Source organism: Parapedomonas caeni, assembly GCF_041060555.1.
Classification (GTDB): domain Bacteria; phylum Pseudomonadota; class Alphaproteobacteria; order Sphingomonadales; family Sphingomonadaceae; genus CAUJIW01.
In genome coordinates, this window is record NZ_JBEUDS010000014.1 from 67,736 (window position 1) to 84,123 (window position 16,388).

The window sequence follows — 16,388 nt, forward strand, 5'->3', positions numbered from 1 at the left end:
ACATGATCACGCGTGGCTACACCCGTTGCCGATACGGCCAGATGCACTTTCGGGAAGCCACGCCCGGGCAGGCGGCCACCGCGCCGACGCTGATCCTGCTGCATCAGAACCCGTCGTCCTCGTGGGAGTATGAAGGGCTGATGCGGGAGATGGCGCGCGACCGGCGCGTCGTCGCCTTCGACACGCCAGGCTACGGCATGTCTGACTCCCCGCCCGTCCCGCTGTCGATGACCGATTACGCGGCGGCCTTTGCCGACGCCATCGACGCGCTCGGCCTCGCCGGACCTCTGGACGTCTACGGCTTCCACACCGGCACCCTGTTGGCGGCGGAACTCGCCATCGCCCTGCCGGACCGCATCGGCCGCGTCGCCATGACCGGCATTCCGATGTTCCCGGCGGCGGAGCGCGAGGAGCGGCTGAAGGCCGCGCTCGACGTGGTGCCGCCAAGCGAGGACGGCACCAGCACCATGCAGCTGCTGCGCTACCTGTGGGACTATGCAGTCGGCCAGCGCGACCCGCGGGTGCCGCTGGAACGCGCCGTGCTGTGCTATGCCGACCGTATCCGCACCCTGCACCGCTATTCCTGGGCCTATCAGGGGGTATGGTCCTACGATTATGAGCGCCTGGCGCTCATCCGCCAGCCGGCCCGGCTGGTGCAGACGCACGAGGATCTGCTGGCGGTGTCAAAGCAGGCGGCGGCCCTGGTGCCGAACATGGACATCGTCGAGCTGCCAGAACTGGACCGGGACATCTTCGAAATCGGGATTGGCCCGGTCGCCCGGGCCCTGCGCGACTTCTTCATCTGACATCGCTGGCGGCGAGCCGCGCCTGCCGCCATCGCCCACCCGCGTCCATCCATCCTCGCGCGTTCGAGGGTACCGGCGTAACGTTACGGGAACGGGATCAAAGCCTCCACGGCCGGAAGGGGCGGCATATAAGTTGGCGGCCACGAAGCTCGGCTAGGAGATGCCTCGTGGCCGCCGGGGGAGTCGTGCAGTCCGGTTCAGGCGCGGACGCGGGCATCGACATGCCGCCGTGTCCGGCCCCAGCATCATCAGTTGATGCCCGCCTCCTGCTGCAGGCTCTCGTACATCGACTGACGCATCAGATACTGGCGACGCAGTGCAGGCGTTTCCGCGATCTCCTGCATCTTGAGCTCCTGCGGACTGCGCTCGGCCGACCTGGCCGCCTCCAGCGTCTGCTTGTTCTCGATGGTCTGGGCCTGGACGAAGCTCTGCGCGATCGTCCGCCGCTGACGGCCATAGCGCTCCGTCTCGGCCTGCCAGTTGGCACCGTTGAGATAGATATCCTTCAGCTTGGTTGTCAGGTTCCACACATCGTGGATGCCCGAGTTCATGCCGAAGCCACCCAGCGGGTTGTTGAGGTGGGCGGCATCGCCGGCCAGCAGCACCCGGCCATGGCAGAATTCCTTCACCACCCGCTGGTGCACGCGATAGAGCGTGCGATGGCTGGTCTCGATCGGCCTGTCATCTCCCAGAAGCCGCTTGAACACCGCATCCTTGTAGGATTCGGACAGCAGCTCGTCATCGGTGGTATTGATGTCGGTCGGCACCAGAATGCGCCAGAACTCGGGTACCTTGAGCAGCACATACCACTCGGTGGCGTCAGCCACGTAGTTCACAGACGCCAGGCGATCGAAGTGCTGCTCCACCGGATAGCGGGTCGACAGCGTCAGGAAGCGCTCCGGATAGGTGAAGCCCTCGAACTCGGTCCGCGTCCACTTTCTGATCGTGCTGTTGGAACCATCCGCGGCGATGAGGAAATCCGCCCGGATGGTCTCGATCGCCATCGGCGTCTCGACATACACCGTCACGCCATCGGCATCCTGATCATAGGCAAGGACACGATGCTGGAAATTCACCGACCCCGGCTTCAGGGCCTCAAGCTTGGTGGTGAGCAGACGCGACAGCTTGAACTGCTCGCACTGCAGGCGGTACGGATGCTTCGAGATGTCCGACAGCTCGGTCAGGTCGAACTCGATGATGTCGCCGCTGCGGCGGTTGCGATAGTGGTAGGAAGGTGCCCGCAGGCCCTGGCTCTCCAGCTCTTCCAGCAGGCCGAGTTCGGCCATCATGTCGAGGGTGGGTGGATGCATCGTCGACGCCCGCATGTCCTCGGGGCAGAAGGGCAGCACCTCAACCAGCAGGACGTCGATTCCCGCCTGGGCCAAGCGATAGGCTGCCGTCGCCCCCACAGGACCACCACCGGCTACCAGCACTTGTGTCCGCCTCATGGTTGACTATCCCCTTTCAGTCGCCGGCAATTGGCTTCAATTCTGACGTTAAATCGATGCCCTAGGGGTAGCGCCGGATTGTCACGATGCGCTGTGAGAGCATTGGGACTGTCCGTCTGACGGGTAAAACAAGGGGGTGACAGAGATTAACGACCCACGCCGACCGCATGTCGCTCCGTCAGTCGGATAGCCCGCCGCCGTCAGGGGGCGGATTGCTGGACGAACATGGCGGTCGCGCGCTAGCCTGCGGTCATGACGATACACATCACCCGACGTTCCCTGCTCGCCGGCATGGCGGCCACGGTCTGCCTGCCCGCCGCCGGAGCGCATTCCGCCGCGCCGACGACACTGACGCTGACGCTGACGGCCGCCGACGGACGCCAGATACCGGTGAACGCATGGCCAGCACATGCACCACATCGGGGGGTGATTTTCTTCTCACATGGCGCCCTGTCGGCGCCACGCTATTACGATGCCCTGATACAGCCGGCCGCCGCCGCGGGTTATGACGTTTACGCGCCACTGCATGTCGACTCGGCGGAGCACCCGCTGACATCACGCTATCCCGGCCTCGCCAGCTGGAAGGCCCGTCTGGAGGACATGCGGGCGCTTGCCGCGCATCTGGGCGAGCAGCCCTATGTCGCCATGGGGCACAGCTACGGCGCCCTCGTCGCCCTCACGCTCGGCGGCGCCGCAGCGGTGCGGCCGGAAGGCTACGCCGGTCCGATGCACGACCCGAGGGTGAAAGCCGTCGTCGCCTTCTCGCCGCCGGCGCCGGTGCCGGCGCTGATCGAGGCCCGGGGCTACGGCACGCTTGTGACCCCTGCCCTGATCCAGACCGGCACCCGCGACATCCTGCCGGGCATGGAGAACAACCCCGACGCCTGGCGCGGCCATCTGGCGGCGTATGACAATGCCGCCGGCGGCGGCAACCGCTACGCGCTGGTGCTGGAGGGCGTCGACCACTATTTCGGTGGTGCAATCTGTCGTCTTGACCTGCCCGGCCCCCGGCAGAATGACCAGCTGGCGCGGGCGACTGCCATGGCCGCCCTCTTCCTGAAGGCCTTTGGCAGCGGCGACGAGGCGGCGCGCCAGGAACTCGACCGCCAGCTTGCCGCGACCGGGCCGGTTCAGTTGCGCGTGAAATAGCGCCGCCCGATCCTGCCGCCGGTTCACCGCGGCCCACGCCGTTGACCGGGTCGCCACGGAAAAAACGAAGGCGGAGGCCTACTCGAAACCCCCGCCTCGATTTGTCATCGACATGCCGGATCAGCGCTCGGCGATTTCCTCGATCATCGAGCGGAACTGGTCTTCCGATTCCGCTTCGGCGACCTCGCGCGCTTCCTTGCGCATCAGATAGAACAAGCGGTCGAGAAAATCCTGCCGCCAGGCCTCCCGGGCCTCCAGCGCCTCCTGATCCAGCTTCAGCGCCTCGATGCCGGCGGCCAGATCCAGTCCATTGGCCTTGGCGACACGCTCGGCGGAGTCGAGGCGATCATGGACGACCGCGATCTCGTTGGCGAGCACCATGATCATGGACATCGCCTGATCCAGGCCGGGGGCCTGATAAAAGGTCGGGCGCTTGCCCTTGGCGTCCTTGATGACATGCGGACGTTCGTTGCTGTGGATCACGGTCATGCGGCCTTCACCTGTTGCTGGGGTTTGCGGGCGATGAACACTTCCCAGCCGCCACCGGGCGCATATTCACCGGCCGTGAATTCACGATCCGCAACCGCCGTCGCGGCCTCTTGGCTATAGCCACCGGACTCAGCGCCCATGAACTCCATCACGGCCATGGGAGCGGTATCGAAGCGGGCATCCGCGCGGTCGAACCCGGCGCGCTCGGCCAGCTCGAACTGGTCCATGTCACGCATGGCGCCCCAGAACGGCTCATTGTTGTACCAGGTCTCGTTGTCGAGGATGAACTGGGTGAACGGGTCCATCAGGTCGAACGGCGGCAGATCGGCGTGGATCATCAGGCCGCCCGGTGCCAGCAGGCGGTTGCACTCCTTGAATATCCTCGGCATCGCCTTGCCGCTGGTTTCGTGCAGCAGGATGTGGCTCACCACCAGGTCGAAATGCTCGTCCGGGAAACGGGTCTCCTCGGCGTTCATCTGGGCGAAGTTGACCTCCAGCCCCAGACCCGCCGCACGCGCATGAGCATAACGCACCACCGGTCCACCGACATCGATGCCCCATACTTCGGCGTCGGGGAAGAATTCCTTGTAGGGCAAGGTCGCATGGCCGACAGTGCACCCCATGTCGAGAATGCGACGCGGCTTGAAATCCGGCATGTGGCGCTTGAGGTAGTTGCACACCGAACGACCCATGTCGTCGTTGAGCGGCCCCATATAACCCATGGCGTAGAGGTAGACACCCCGATCATAGAGCGCGCCGACCGAGACATCGTCCGGCGCCACTTCCGACGCGTAGCCGCCAGGCATGCAGTGGATGTCGACCGCCGTCACATAACGCGGTGGCACGAAGCCCTGCGGAATGTCGAGCTTGGCCTTGGTCGAGGCGGAGAGCTTGCGCGCCTGTTCGATCAGGTCCAGCAGTTCACGATCAACGGACACGTTGACCGACTCCCACAACAACTCCTGAGCGATCCGGTTGGCGGCCGCATAATGCTGGAAGTAGAGTTCCTTGACCATGGCTGCGCGAATATCGCGCCGGTCAACCGGCGGCCGTCCGTGCTCCTTTTCGAACGCCTTGGCGACCCGCCCCTTGTATATGGGCGTCAATCCCGGCAACAGCTTGCCCTGAATGAACCCCTTGAAGCTCTTGGTGAACTCCTGCCGCGCCGCTTCATCGTGCGTCGGCTTGGTCAGCATCGGATGCTGGGCCTGCTGGAAGGTATTGAGCATCGACGGCATCTCCATCTAGTTTCAGGGAGAAAGTGAGCTTTTCGATACGGCCTGGCAAGAACAGCCCACACGCCATATCCGCTCAGCGATCAAGGAACTGTTTCACATGGCGTCGCCACGGCCTGACGTTCCAAGTTTTGCGCTGGATACCTGCCTGGGAGACGCAGCGAAATGACAAATATCAATCCGGCGCGACGCGAGAACCCCGGGCCCATCACCCTCGTCGTCGGCGCCGATGCTGCCCCTGGCGCACGATCGGCTCCATCATTTCCCGAATTCCCGCAGGAATAATCCATATGGCTGATGTGGCGGCAACACTTGATATCGGCTCACAAGCGGTCAAGCGGACCGGGCTTGCAGCCCAGATCGGCTATGGTGTCGGACAGATCGCCGGACAGGTATTCCGCGATCTACCCTCCCTGCTCCTGCTGTTTTTCATGACCACCGTGCTCGGCATCTCGCCGGCAATCGCCGGCGCGGCGATCTTTGTCCCCAAACTGGTGCTCGGCGCGGTATGCGACGTCGGCGTCGGCATCATGTCCGATCGCCTGCGCCACAAGGTAGCGCGCCGCTGGTGGCTGCTTGTCGGCGTGTTCGGCGCGCCGTTGGCCATGATCCTGCTGTTTCATGTCCCCGATGGCTCAACAACCCTGCAAGTCGGCTATATCGCCGGCGTGTTCACGCTCTACATGGCCGTGTTCGGCGGCTTTTCCGTCCCCTACCTCGCCATGGCCGGCGATCTGACCACCACGCCGCGCGATCGCAGTGTCGTCATGGCGTGGCGCCTGGTCTTCACGGCGGTCGGCATCCTGACCTCCGGCATGCTGGCTCCCAATCTGATCCAGCACTGGGGTGGCGGACAGGACGCTTACGAAAAGATGTCGCTGGTGCTGGCAGCAGTGTGCCCGACAGCACTGCTGGTGACCTTCTTCGCCACGGGAAAATCGACGCCGCGTCCCGGACCGTCTCTGGCTGCGTCGATCTCCACGACCCGGCTGACCCCGCGCGAGGCCATGCGCGTTCTGTTCCGCTCGCGCTTCGGCACCCTGCTGACCGCGACCCTGCTCCAGCTTACCGGCGCCGGCATGGGGTTCGCCACCATGCTCTACTTCCTGACCTACAACATGGCACGAGCCGACGCCTTCCAGTTGATCGGCGGACTTGTGGTGGCGGCGTGCGCCGCCATCGTCATTGCCCAGCCACTCTGGCTGGCGGTATCGACCCGCTTTGGCAAGTTGCCCGGCTACCTGATCGCCACCTTCCTGTATGCCATTTGCTATGCCATCTGGGCCTTCGCCGCGGACTGGGGCGTGGTGGTGGCCTATACCCTCTCGTTTGTTGCGGCCATCGGGCAGTCCGGCTGGACCATGCTGGGCTTCTCCATGATGTCGGACATCGCGGCGGAGGATAACCGCAACGCCGGCCTTTACTCGGCGGCCTGGATCGCCACCGACAAGATTTCCTTCGCTTTGGGCGGCACGCTGCTGGTGGGCGTGATCCTGTCCGCCTTTGGCTTCGACTCCGCCAAGGCCGTCCTTGGACAACCGCAATCCGACTCGGCGCTGCTGGGCGTCATGATTGCCTTCGGTATCACGCCAGCCGTGCTGAACGTGGTCGGCGCCCTGTTGCTGGCGCGCTGGGGCCGCCACCACTGAGCGCCCGTCCATCCGGCGACCAGAACCCCGCGGCCTCGACAAGATCGCGGGGTTTTTCGCGTTACCGCGCCTGAACGCAGAGCCTGGGTGTCAGACGGGATCGACGATCAACCGCGTCTCCACCTCACCCGCGCCCTCGCGCAACTTGGCGCCAGCGAGATATCCCGGTGACTTCGCGTAGGCGAGCGCCGCCTCGGCGGTCTCGAAACGACTCACCACCACGCGTTCCTCGGGGTCGACAGCGCCTTCCAGCACCTGAGCGACCTTGCCCCGCACCAGATACTGTCCACCGAACCGTTCGTTGAGGCCGGCGATCGCCTTCAGATAGAGCCCGAATTTCTCAGGATTGGTCACCCGGACGGTGGCGACAATGTAAGCAGCCATGACAATCTCCCAATGTTGAAGGGCCGAAAATCAGGGACGCGCCGATCCGAACCAACGCGCCGGCGGGAAATTCCCCGCCTGTCGGGGAGCGGCATGACGCCATGGAGGCCCCCGCCTACCCGCCCGGCGATGCCGGAAATGACGAAGGCGCGTGCGGTCAGACCACACACGCCCCTGCCTGTCGGCCGCGCCTGCCGGCAATGAGGCTCCCCACCCTGGCAGGCCTTGCCTGTGGCCGCTGGGTCAGCCTTTGCCGTCACCTCAGGCCGTTGCGGTCCGAGGTGACGACAAGCCCGCCGGTATCAGAACTTGTAACGCACGGTCGCCAGCACCGTACGCGGATCGACCGCGAACTGAGGCTGCACGACGGAGAAGCCGAAGCCGGTGGTCCAGCCCTTTTCCTGCAGAAGATTCTTGCCGCTCAGCTGCACCGTCCAGCGGTCATAGTCGTAGCCGACATAGCCACCGAGGAATTCCTGCTGCTTGACGAAGCCGATGGCCACATTGTCGGCGGTCGAGAAGTAGGCCGCACGGGCGTTGAAGTCTGCACCCAGTCGCAGGCTGCCCGGACCGACATCGACCTCGTAGTCGAAGCCTACGGCGTAGGACCAGTCCGGGAACGCCGGCGGGTCGTTGTCGATGATGGAACAGGCCGCGCTGACCGTCGTGCTGCACGAGGTATATTTGCCATCATTGAGTGAAACGTTGCCCCACAGGGTGAAGCCATCGAATGCCCGCCAGGTGGCTTCCAGCTCGACACCTTTCAGCGTCGCATTGTAGTTCTCGACCACGAACGTGCCAATATCGGGGCCGGACGCGACCGTCAGACTCTGCTGACGGTTGCGGATCTTGTTGTAGAAGCCCGCCAGATTCAGACGCAGTGTGCCGCCCAGCAGGTCGGACTTCACGCCAGCCTCATAGGCCGTGGTGTACTGCGGCAGGAATGGGGTGCTGATCTGGACCAGATTGCCCGCAAGGCCGTTGTAGCCTCCTGACTTGAATCCTTGCGCATAGCTCGCATAGAGCAGGACGTCCGGCGTCACCTTGTAGTCAACGCCCAGTTTCGGCGTGAACCGGTCATACCGCTCATGCAGATCGAACGCCGCACCGCCGATGCTGCCCTTCAGCTTCTTCTGGTCCAGCGTGTAGCGACCGCCGGCGATTAGCGACAGCGAGTCCGTCACGCGATAGGTCAACTGGCCAAAGCCGGCGACACTGTCCGTGGTGGCGACGAACAGGGTCGATGACGGCGAGAAGAAGATCGTCGACAAAACGTCCTGCGTCGCCTTCTCGGTGAAGAAGTAGACACCGGCCACATAGTCGAGCCGCTCACCCAGACCGCCCGCCGCCTGGAATTCCTGGCTGAACTGCCACTGGTCGGTCTCGCTGACGCGATCGAACAAAGCCACGGGATCATCGCTCGGCAGGCCGATCAGGCTGCCGGCGACGCCGCCGGAGAAATCCTGCCGCCAGTCATCGCTGAGCTCGGAGTAGCCGGTGATGGAGGTGAAGGTGCCGGTGTCATAGTCGGCGGAAAGCCGCAGTGTCGCGCCATACTGCGAAACCCTGGTGTAGGATTCGACTGGCGAGGCGACCTTGCGATAGGAGCCCGTGGACGGCACGATCTCGCCGGCGACAATCGTCGTCGGCACCGCCCACTGACCATCACCATCGGTATGCATGTAGAATACGGTGAGCCGGCCGGTAACCGTGTCACCGGCATAGGCCACATCACCCTGAATGCCCTCGAAACTCTCGTCGCCGACCTTCTCGTCCAGCGTGACATTATACTGCCGGCCGCCGTCGCGGCCGCGCACCATGCCATTGAGCGACCCGCTCCACTTGCCATCCTCGCTCAGCGCACCGGTAACATAGCCCTTGAGACGGCGTTCGTTCCAGGTGCCAAAGCCTGCCTCGATGGTCCCGGAAAATTCCGCGCTCGGTGCCTTGGTGATCATGTTGACCGCGCCGGCCGAGGAATTGCGCCCGTACAGCACACCCTGGGGGCCACGCACCACCTCGATGCGTTCCAGCTCCAGGAAATCCACCAGCGCGGCCGACAGGCGAGCGCGATAGACATTGTCGAGATAGATACCGACTTCCGACTCCGACAGCGCCATGCCGCCATCCGTGATGCCGCCGCCGCGCACGTAGGGGCTTAGGCCGGCACTGCCGCCGGTAACGGAACTGAACTTGACGTTCGGCACGATCCGGTTGAGGTCAATGGCTGTCGATATCTGCATTTTCTGAAGAGTATCGGCGGTAACCGCGGACACCGCCGCCGGCACATCCTGCAGTTTCTGGTCGACACGCTGCGCCGAGACAATGATGTCGCCGAGTTCGGCGGCTTGCTCTGCGCCCGCCATCGCCGGCACGGTGGCGCCCGCCATGATGGCAAGCACCGATGCACCCGCCAGATAGCGGCGCGCGCGGACAAGAATATCGATCGTGACTGACTGATTGTTCATTCGATGTATCTCCTGCACCTGTATCCCTCCGGCATCGTCGGTGCGATGCACTTTTTTTGGCCATCGATTAACGATGCCCGCCAAGGATGCGCGGCGCGGCGCGCCTGCCGTCACGGATTGTCAAACTGACCAGCAGTCGGACATTTCGCCGCCGGCATCAGGCCGCCATGACCGCAGTGCGGAGAAAGGCCGTCAGCTGTCTGTGCCATGCCCGGCATCTGATACGAGCATGGCCCATCTGCTGGAGCGACGAGGGAGACTGGACATGACTGATTCACTGGGTTCGCGGATGAAATTCGCGGTGATCGCCCCTTCCACCAACACGAGTGTCCAGCCCGAATACGACGACATGCGCCCGCGCTGGGTGACCAACCATTTCTGCCGGATCACCATTCCCGACACCAAGGTCACCGATGACGACAGCTTCATGGTGATGATCGAGAACATCCGCCGCGGCACACTGGAAACCATTGACAGTGCCATGACCATGCAGCCGGGCTGCGTCATCATGGGCATGTCGGCAGAGACCTTCTGGGACGGTGCCGACGGCGCCGAACGCCTGCACGCCCGCATGGTCGAACGCACCGGCGGCATCCCGGTTGTGATGGGTTCAACGGCGGTCGACGCGGCCATCAAGGCCTATGGCGGCATCAAGAAGATCGGTGTCGTGACGCCCTATGCCCCGATCGGCGACAAGCAGGTCAAGCTGTTCTTCGAGGATCTGGGCTACGAAGTGGTGCACATCAAGGGCCTGAAGTGCGGCTCGCCGCTGCTGATCGGCCACGAGACGCCACAAACGCTCAAGCGGGCCGCCATCGAGGTGTCGGAAGGCGTCGATGCCGTCATCCAGTGCGGCACCAACCTCGCCTTCGCCCAGGTTGCCACCATGGCCGAGTTCTGGCTTGAAAAGCCGGTGATCGCGATCAACACTGCAACCTACTGGCATGCCCTGCGCAGCATGGGCATCATGGACCAGATGGAGGGCTTCGGCTCGCTCCTGAGCCGGTACTGAAGCCCACGTCGGCATTAAGGATAGCGTAGATGGAGTATGATTACGTCCCGCTGCCCCAGCGTCAGCCGTTGCGCTGGCCTGGGGATGCCCGGGTTGCCCTGATCCTGACCTTCAATCTGGAGACCTGGGATCTCACCAAGGACACCGACAAGCCTTATTATGCGGGCGGGCCGTCGATCCTGCCGGATATCCTGCCGGGCAACACGCCGGACTTCCCCAATTTCACCTGGCGTGAATACGGGCAGCGGGTCGGCATCTGGCGCCTCTACGAACTGTTCGACAGCCTGGGTGTCAAGGCCAGCTGCACCACCAACGCCGTGACCTTCGAACGCCGCAAGGCGATGACGGACGCCTGTCTGGAGCGCGGCTGGGAGCTGATCACCCACAACTGGGAGCAGGGCGAGCTGCTGACCAACTTCGCCAACGACCCTGCCCGCGAGCGGGACGTGGTGCTGCGCACGCTGGACCAGTACGAGAAGTTCGTCGGCCGCAAGTCGAAGGGCTGGCTGTCGTCGTCGCTGCGCGGCACGCTTCAGACCGCCGACATCCTGGCGGAATATGGCTGCACCTTCTACTGCGACATCATGAACGACGATCAGCCCTACCTGATCCGGACACCGCACGGCCCCATCGTGTCGGTACCGTATTCCAACGAGATCAACGACTTCACCTTCATCACGCGCAAGAACTACACCACCGACCAGTTCCGCGACGCGCTGATCGAGGAACTCGACGTGCTGTACGCCGAAGGCGCCACCACGGCGCGCATCATGAACGTCGGCCTGCACCCCCACGTCTCGGGACGCGCCCATCGCATCCGCGCATTGCGGGAATTCATCGAGCACGCCAAATCACTGCCGGGCGTGTGGTGGGCGACCCGCGAGGAAATCGCCGACTGGTACCTGAAGAATCACGAAAGCCATATTCCGGGACAGCTGAAATGAGCCGTGGCGAAGAGATCCTGATCGTCGGTGGCGGCATCGCCGGCATGACGGCGGCGGCGGCCATTGCCCGTCAGGGCTTCGCCGTCACCCTGCTGGAATCCGCCCCCGAGTTCGGCGAGATCGGCGCCGGCGTGACGCTGACCCCCAACGCCATGCGCGGCCTCGATTTCATCGGGGTCTGCGAGGAGGCGGCCGCCGTCGGCGTCGAGCCGACGCTGCAGCGCATCCAGCACTGGCAGGATGGCCGCACCCTGGTGGGCTTCGACCGTTCCACCCAGCGCGCCACCTATGGCGCACCCTATATCACCATCCATCGGGCCGACCTGCATGCGGTGCTGACCAAGGCCGCGCGGGATGCCGGCGTCGACATGCGGACAAACGCGGCGGCTGTTTCCAGCGAGGGCACGACGGTGACCCTCGCCGACGGCAGTACAGTGTCCGGCGATCTGCTGGTGGGCGCCGATGGCGTGAAGTCGGTCATCCGTCAGCGGTTCGAGCCCGCCAGGCCGCACTTCACCGGCCATGTCGCCTGGCGCACCCTGGTGCCGGTGACGCCCGATCTGCAGGATCTGTCCGACCACCCGGGCATCATCATCGGCCCTGGCGCCATGATCAACCGCTACAACGTGCGCCATTCCACCATCATGAACCTGGTGTTCTTCGCCCGTCAGGAAGGCTGGAACCAGGAAGGCTGGACAACCCCGGTCGACCCCGGCGAGCTGCGCTCGATCTACGCCGGCTGGTGCGACGACGCCCAGCGGCAGATCGAGGCGGCCTGCAAGCAGCCGATGTTCAAGTGGGCGATTAATGCCCGCAGGCCGCTGGACAACTGGATCATCGACGGCAACGTCACGCTGCTGGGCGATGCCGCGCACGCGATGACGCCGTTCCTCGGCCAGGGCGCTGCCTGCGGCATCGAGGACGCGGTGGTGCTGGCACGCGCGCTGGCCGCCGCCGGCTCCATCGCCGAGGCGCTCGACCGCTACGTCGCCGCCCGGCATGAGCGGGCAACCTTCATCCAGACCGAGTCGAACGCCAACGCCGACCGCATGCAGGGCCAGGATACCGACCTGTTCGGCCTGGAAGGCCTGCGCAACGAGGAGTCGCTCGGCCTGTTCGATTACGACCCGCGGACCGTCGCCGTATGACCGCCAACGTCGCCGCCTTCGACGGCAACGCCATCTCGCCGGAAACCTCGGCGTTTCTGGCCAGATCGCACAAGCTGCTGATTGGTGGCGCGTGGGTCGACTCCGGCCAGTCGATGGAAACGCGCGATCCGGCCACCGGCCTGGCCCTCGCCTCGTTCGCCATCGGCGGCGCCCATGAAATCGACCTCGCCGTCAAGGCGGCGCGGCGGGCGTTCAACGGTCCGTGGACGCGGATGCCGGCGGCCGAGCGCATCGCCCTGCTCTCGCGCCTTGCCCGACTGATGGAGCAGAACGCCCGGTTGCTGGCGGAGCTCGACATCGTCGACAACGGCATGCCGCGCTTCATTGCCGAACTGACGGTGGCCAACTGTGTCGAGATGGTCGACTATTATACCGGCGCCATCCTGCGCATCGAAGGCACCACGACCGCGCCGCCACGCCATATCACGGCGGAAACCGAGGCGCTGACCTATACGCTGCGCGAACCGGTGGGCGTCGTCGGCCAGATCGTGCCGTGGAACGTGCCGCTGTCCACCGCCATTCTGAAACTGGCCCCCGCGCTCGCTGCCGGCTGCACCGTGGTGGTGAAGCCCTCCGAGGAAACGCCGCTGTCGCTGCTGGCGCTGGGCGAGCTCATTCTCGATGCCGGCCTCCCCGAGGGCGTGGTCAACATCGTCAACGGCACCGGCGCCGAGGCGGGTGCCGCGCTGGCCGGCCACCCGGACGTCGACAAGATTTCCTTCACCGGCTCCACCGCCACGGGACGCAAGATCGTCCACGCCGCCACCGGCAACCTGAAGAAGGTGTCGCTGGAGCTGGGCGGCAAGTCGCCCGTCGTGGTGATGCCGGATGCCGACCTGAACCTGGCGGTGCCAGGGGTGGCGCTCGCCACCTTCTTCCTGCAAGGCCAGAACTGCATGGCCGGCACGCGGGTGTTCGTGCATGAGGCCATCCACGATCGCCTGATGGACGGCCTGGCCACCTTCTCGCAGGCGATGGTGCTGGGCCATGGCCTCAACCCGGCCACGCAGCAGGGGCCGATGATTTCCGACGCCCACACCCGCAAGGTGATGGGCTATATCGACGGCGCACGGGCCGCCGGCGCGACCCTGGTCACCGGCGGCAAGCGCCTCGACCGGCCCGGAAACTTCATCCAGCCCACCATTTTCACCGATGTCGCCGCCGACATGGCGGTGGCGCGCGAGGAAATTTTCGGTCCGGTGATGTCGGTGCTGCGCTTCTCGACCACCGACCTCGATGAAATCGCCGCCATGGCCAACGCGTCGCCCTTCGGCCTGTCTGGCAGCGTGTGGACCACCAGCCTGAGCACCGCGCACCGGCTCGCGGCGCGCATTCGCTCCGGCCACGTATCCATTAACTGCCACGGCGCGGTGGGTACCAACATCCCCTTCGGCGGCTATGGCCAGTCGGGCTGGGGCCGCGAGTTCGGTCAGGAAGGCCTTGATGCCTACCTGGAAACCAAGGCCGTCACTGCGCGGCTATAGCCGTCGCCCGATCGATGAGACGGCCACTGTCGGCGCGGCTGCCGACGATGTCGGCATGACCATTGCGCGGCAATGTCACGTTGCTGAGATCATGGCTGATGGCGGCGGCGGTCGCCTTCAGATCATCAAGGTATTTCTCCAGCGCCGTGTCGAGCTTCATCGCCGAAACGAAGAACACCATGGTCATCGCCGCGCGATAGACACCGTTCTCGAAAATCGGCACGGCGATCGACGATGTCTTGCCCGGCGTCCGGTTGAAGTGATTGCGTCCCTGCACCGCGTAGCCGCGCTCGCGGATCTGCTCGACATCGAGTCCGGCGATGGCGGTGGCGAGATAATCGAGATCGAAATCCTGCGACACCCGCATCCATTGCAGGATCATTTCGCGTTCGTCGTCCGGCGCATAGGCCATCGACACCTTGCCTGACGCGCTGTCGAGAATAGGCAGGGTGAAACCCGGGTAATAGTGCTCGAAAGTGAGCGAGGAGTTGGCGTGCGTGCTGTCGCGCAGCATCATGTTGCGACCGACACGGATGGCGATCGACAGCGGCCAGCCCAGCTTCCTGGTCAGCGAGACGATATGCGGCCGGGCCATCTGGACGAGCATGTCCTCCTGCTGGAAGCCATGGGCCAGCGTCTGCACCAGCGCCGTCGGCCGGTAACGCTTGCGGGCGGGCTCCTGCTCGATCAGGCCTTCATAGAGCAGGGTCTGAACAATCCGGCAGGCCGTGGGGTAAGGTACCTCAGCGGCCCTGGAAATCTCCATCATGGACAGGGAGCCTTCCCGGTTGATCGCCTTCAATGCCGCGATAGCACGCGTAATCGATCGAATGGGTACGCCCTTCTCCATATCCCTGCATCCTTGTTGTCGTTGGCTCGGGCAATGTGACAACATGAATGGGGATATGACCGAAAAATGGCAATAAGTATCCGCGTGGCGGATAATGCGACAGCCAGATCGGTTAAACTCCGATCAACGAAGGCTCCTCCCGCTGTCAGGACAACGCATTGATTTCGATCAATTTGCCGACACGGCGTCGCGGATCATGACGGCCAGCGAGCATTTCCGCACTGCCGAGCAATGACGCGACGAGTGCACACGCGATGTCGCGGCATAGTGGTGTCCGCCAACCGGAGAGTGGCGACTCAGGGGCACGACGGCAAGCGTCATGCCCCTGCCAACCGCCGGCAATACCATCTTGGCGAGTGCCATCAACCGCCGCCGCGATCCAGGCGATTACTTCGCCCACTTCTTCTCGAACGCCCACACGTCCTCGAAGCCGATCAGCGTGCAGAACTCGTTGAAGCTGAACAGGCCGTCCGGTTGGCCGATACCGCGCTCCTTGAGGTCGATCAGCGCCTTTTCCATGGCGCTGGCCGCCACCAGGCTGGTGAGCGACGGGTAGATGGCGAAGGCATAGCCGATCTCCGCCAGCACCGAGGCGTTGGGCACCGGCGACAGGCCGCCGTTGGACATGTTGGCCATCACCGGCTGGTCGAAGGTGGCGCATGCCGTGCGCATTTCCTCCTCGCTGGTCAGTGCCTCGGGGAACAGGATGTCGGCGCCGGCCTTGGCATAGGCCTCCAGGCGGCGCAGGGCGCCATCAAGCCCTTCGCTCTGACGGGCGTCGGTGCGGGCGACGATCAGCAGGTTCTCCTTGTCGTTGCGTGCATCGCACGCAACCTTGATCTTCTCGACCATGTCCTCCAGCGGAATCAGCCGCTTGTACGGCGTGTGGCCGCATTTCTTGGGGAACTCCTGGTCCTCCAGCTGCACGGCCGTGATGCCCGCGGCCTCGTAGCCCTTCACCGTATGATGCACGTTGAGCAGACCGCCATAGCCGGTGTCAGCGTCGGCGATCAGCGCGGCCTTGCTGGTGCGCGCCACCGTCGCCATGCGATCGACCATCTGGCTGTAGGTGGCGATGCCGGCATCCGGCAGGCCGTAGGCGGAAGCGGTCAGCCAGTAGCCCGTGCCGTAGATGATGTCGAAGCCGACGCGATCGGCAATGACGGTGGCAATCATGTCCTGCACGCCGGGAACAACGAAGAATTTCCCCTCGGCGAGCTTCTGGCGCAGAATCGGGTTGGCCATGTCAGTCTTTCCAGATCGAACCGCGCGGCGCCAGGCACCGCGCGGTCGCCACAGAT

14 protein-coding genes are annotated in these 16,388 nt (G+C 64.4%); 7 read left to right on the forward strand and 7 right to left on the reverse strand.

What is annotated here, in order from left to right; translation table 11 throughout:
- Nucleotides 1-2: 2 nt before the first annotated feature.
- Entirely contained in the window at nt 3-806 is an 804-nt protein-coding gene (locus ABU113_RS10810) for an alpha/beta fold hydrolase (protein ID WP_454559527.1), read from the forward strand.
- Nucleotides 807-1,054: 248 nt separating this feature from the next.
- Here the strand turns inward: ABU113_RS10810 and ABU113_RS10815 are convergent, their stop codons facing one another.
- Nucleotides 1,055-2,254 carry an FAD-dependent oxidoreductase gene (locus ABU113_RS10815; RefSeq protein ID WP_454559528.1) on the reverse strand — a complete coding sequence of 400 codons (1,200 nt, stop codon included), beginning with the start codon at nt 2,252-2,254 and terminating at the stop codon, nt 1,055-1,057.
- Between the two features lie 252 nt (nt 2,255-2,506).
- Here ABU113_RS10815 and ABU113_RS10820 point away from each other — a divergent pair, with 252 nt between their 5' ends.
- Nucleotides 2,507-3,403: an alpha/beta hydrolase family protein gene (locus tag ABU113_RS10820; RefSeq protein ID WP_454559529.1), complete on the forward strand. Its 897-nt coding sequence runs from the start codon at nt 2,507-2,509 to the stop codon at nt 3,401-3,403.
- A 120-nt stretch (nt 3,404-3,523) separates the two neighbouring features.
- On the opposite strand, the gene ABU113_RS10825 is transcribed toward ABU113_RS10820, so the two are convergent.
- Nucleotides 3,524-3,892 carry a hypothetical protein gene (locus ABU113_RS10825; RefSeq protein ID WP_454559530.1) on the reverse strand — a complete coding sequence of 123 codons (369 nt, stop codon included), beginning with the start codon at nt 3,890-3,892 and terminating at the stop codon, nt 3,524-3,526.
- Nucleotides 3,889-5,130: a methyltransferase domain-containing protein gene (locus ABU113_RS10830; RefSeq protein ID WP_454559531.1), complete on the reverse strand. Its 1,242-nt coding sequence runs from the start codon at nt 5,128-5,130 to the stop codon at nt 3,889-3,891. Before ABU113_RS10830 ends, ABU113_RS10825 begins: the two co-directional genes overlap by 4 nt.
- Nucleotides 5,131-5,417: 287 nt before the next feature.
- Here ABU113_RS10830 and ABU113_RS10835 point away from each other — a divergent pair, with 287 nt between their 5' ends.
- A complete protein-coding gene (locus tag ABU113_RS10835) occupies nt 5,418-6,776 on the forward strand; it encodes an MFS transporter (protein ID WP_454559532.1) in 1,359 nt (452 codons plus the stop codon).
- A 90-nt stretch (nt 6,777-6,866) separates the two neighbouring features.
- On the opposite strand, the gene ABU113_RS10840 is transcribed toward ABU113_RS10835, so the two are convergent.
- A complete protein-coding gene (locus ABU113_RS10840; RefSeq protein WP_454559533.1) occupies nt 6,867-7,160 on the reverse strand; it encodes a DUF1330 domain-containing protein in 294 nt (97 codons plus the stop codon).
- 302 nt (nt 7,161-7,462) lie between these two features.
- Nucleotides 7,463-9,628 (reverse strand): TonB-dependent receptor, encoded by a 2,166-nt coding sequence (locus tag ABU113_RS10845; protein ID WP_454559534.1) that lies wholly within the window; start codon nt 9,626-9,628, stop codon nt 7,463-7,465.
- 265 nt (nt 9,629-9,893) lie between these two features.
- Here ABU113_RS10845 and ABU113_RS10850 point away from each other — a divergent pair, with 265 nt between their 5' ends.
- Genes ABU113_RS10850 through ABU113_RS10865 form a run of 4 tightly spaced genes read left to right on the forward strand, consistent with a single transcriptional unit; the run spans nt 9,894 to nt 14,237 of the window.
- Entirely contained in the window at nt 9,894-10,640 is a 747-nt protein-coding gene (locus tag ABU113_RS10850; protein WP_454559535.1) for a maleate cis-trans isomerase family protein, read from the forward strand.
- A gap of 29 nt (nt 10,641-10,669) precedes the next feature.
- The gene (locus ABU113_RS10855) at nt 10,670-11,584 is read left to right on the forward strand and encodes a polysaccharide deacetylase (protein WP_454559536.1); all 915 of its coding nucleotides are present in this window, start codon (nt 10,670-10,672) and stop codon (nt 11,582-11,584) included.
- Complete coding sequence (locus tag ABU113_RS10860) at nt 11,581-12,732, forward strand: FAD-dependent monooxygenase (protein ID WP_454559537.1); 1,152 nt, start codon at nt 11,581-11,583, stop codon at nt 12,730-12,732. Before ABU113_RS10855 ends, ABU113_RS10860 begins: the two co-directional genes overlap by 4 nt.
- The gene (locus ABU113_RS10865; RefSeq protein ID WP_454559538.1) at nt 12,729-14,237 is read left to right on the forward strand and encodes an aldehyde dehydrogenase family protein; all 1,509 of its coding nucleotides are present in this window, start codon (nt 12,729-12,731) and stop codon (nt 14,235-14,237) included. The genes ABU113_RS10860 and ABU113_RS10865 overlap by 4 nt, the downstream gene beginning before the upstream one ends.
- Here ABU113_RS10865 and ABU113_RS10870 read toward each other — a convergent pair.
- Complete coding sequence (locus ABU113_RS10870) at nt 14,221-15,132, reverse strand: IclR family transcriptional regulator (protein ID WP_454559539.1); 912 nt, start codon at nt 15,130-15,132, stop codon at nt 14,221-14,223. The two genes, ABU113_RS10865 and ABU113_RS10870, sit on opposite strands and share 17 nt — an antisense overlap.
- A gap of 342 nt (nt 15,133-15,474) precedes the next feature.
- Nucleotides 15,475-16,332 carry an isocitrate lyase/PEP mutase family protein gene (locus tag ABU113_RS10875; protein ID WP_454559540.1) on the reverse strand — a complete coding sequence of 286 codons (858 nt, stop codon included), beginning with the start codon at nt 16,330-16,332 and terminating at the stop codon, nt 15,475-15,477.
- Nucleotides 16,333-16,388 lie beyond the last annotated feature (56 nt).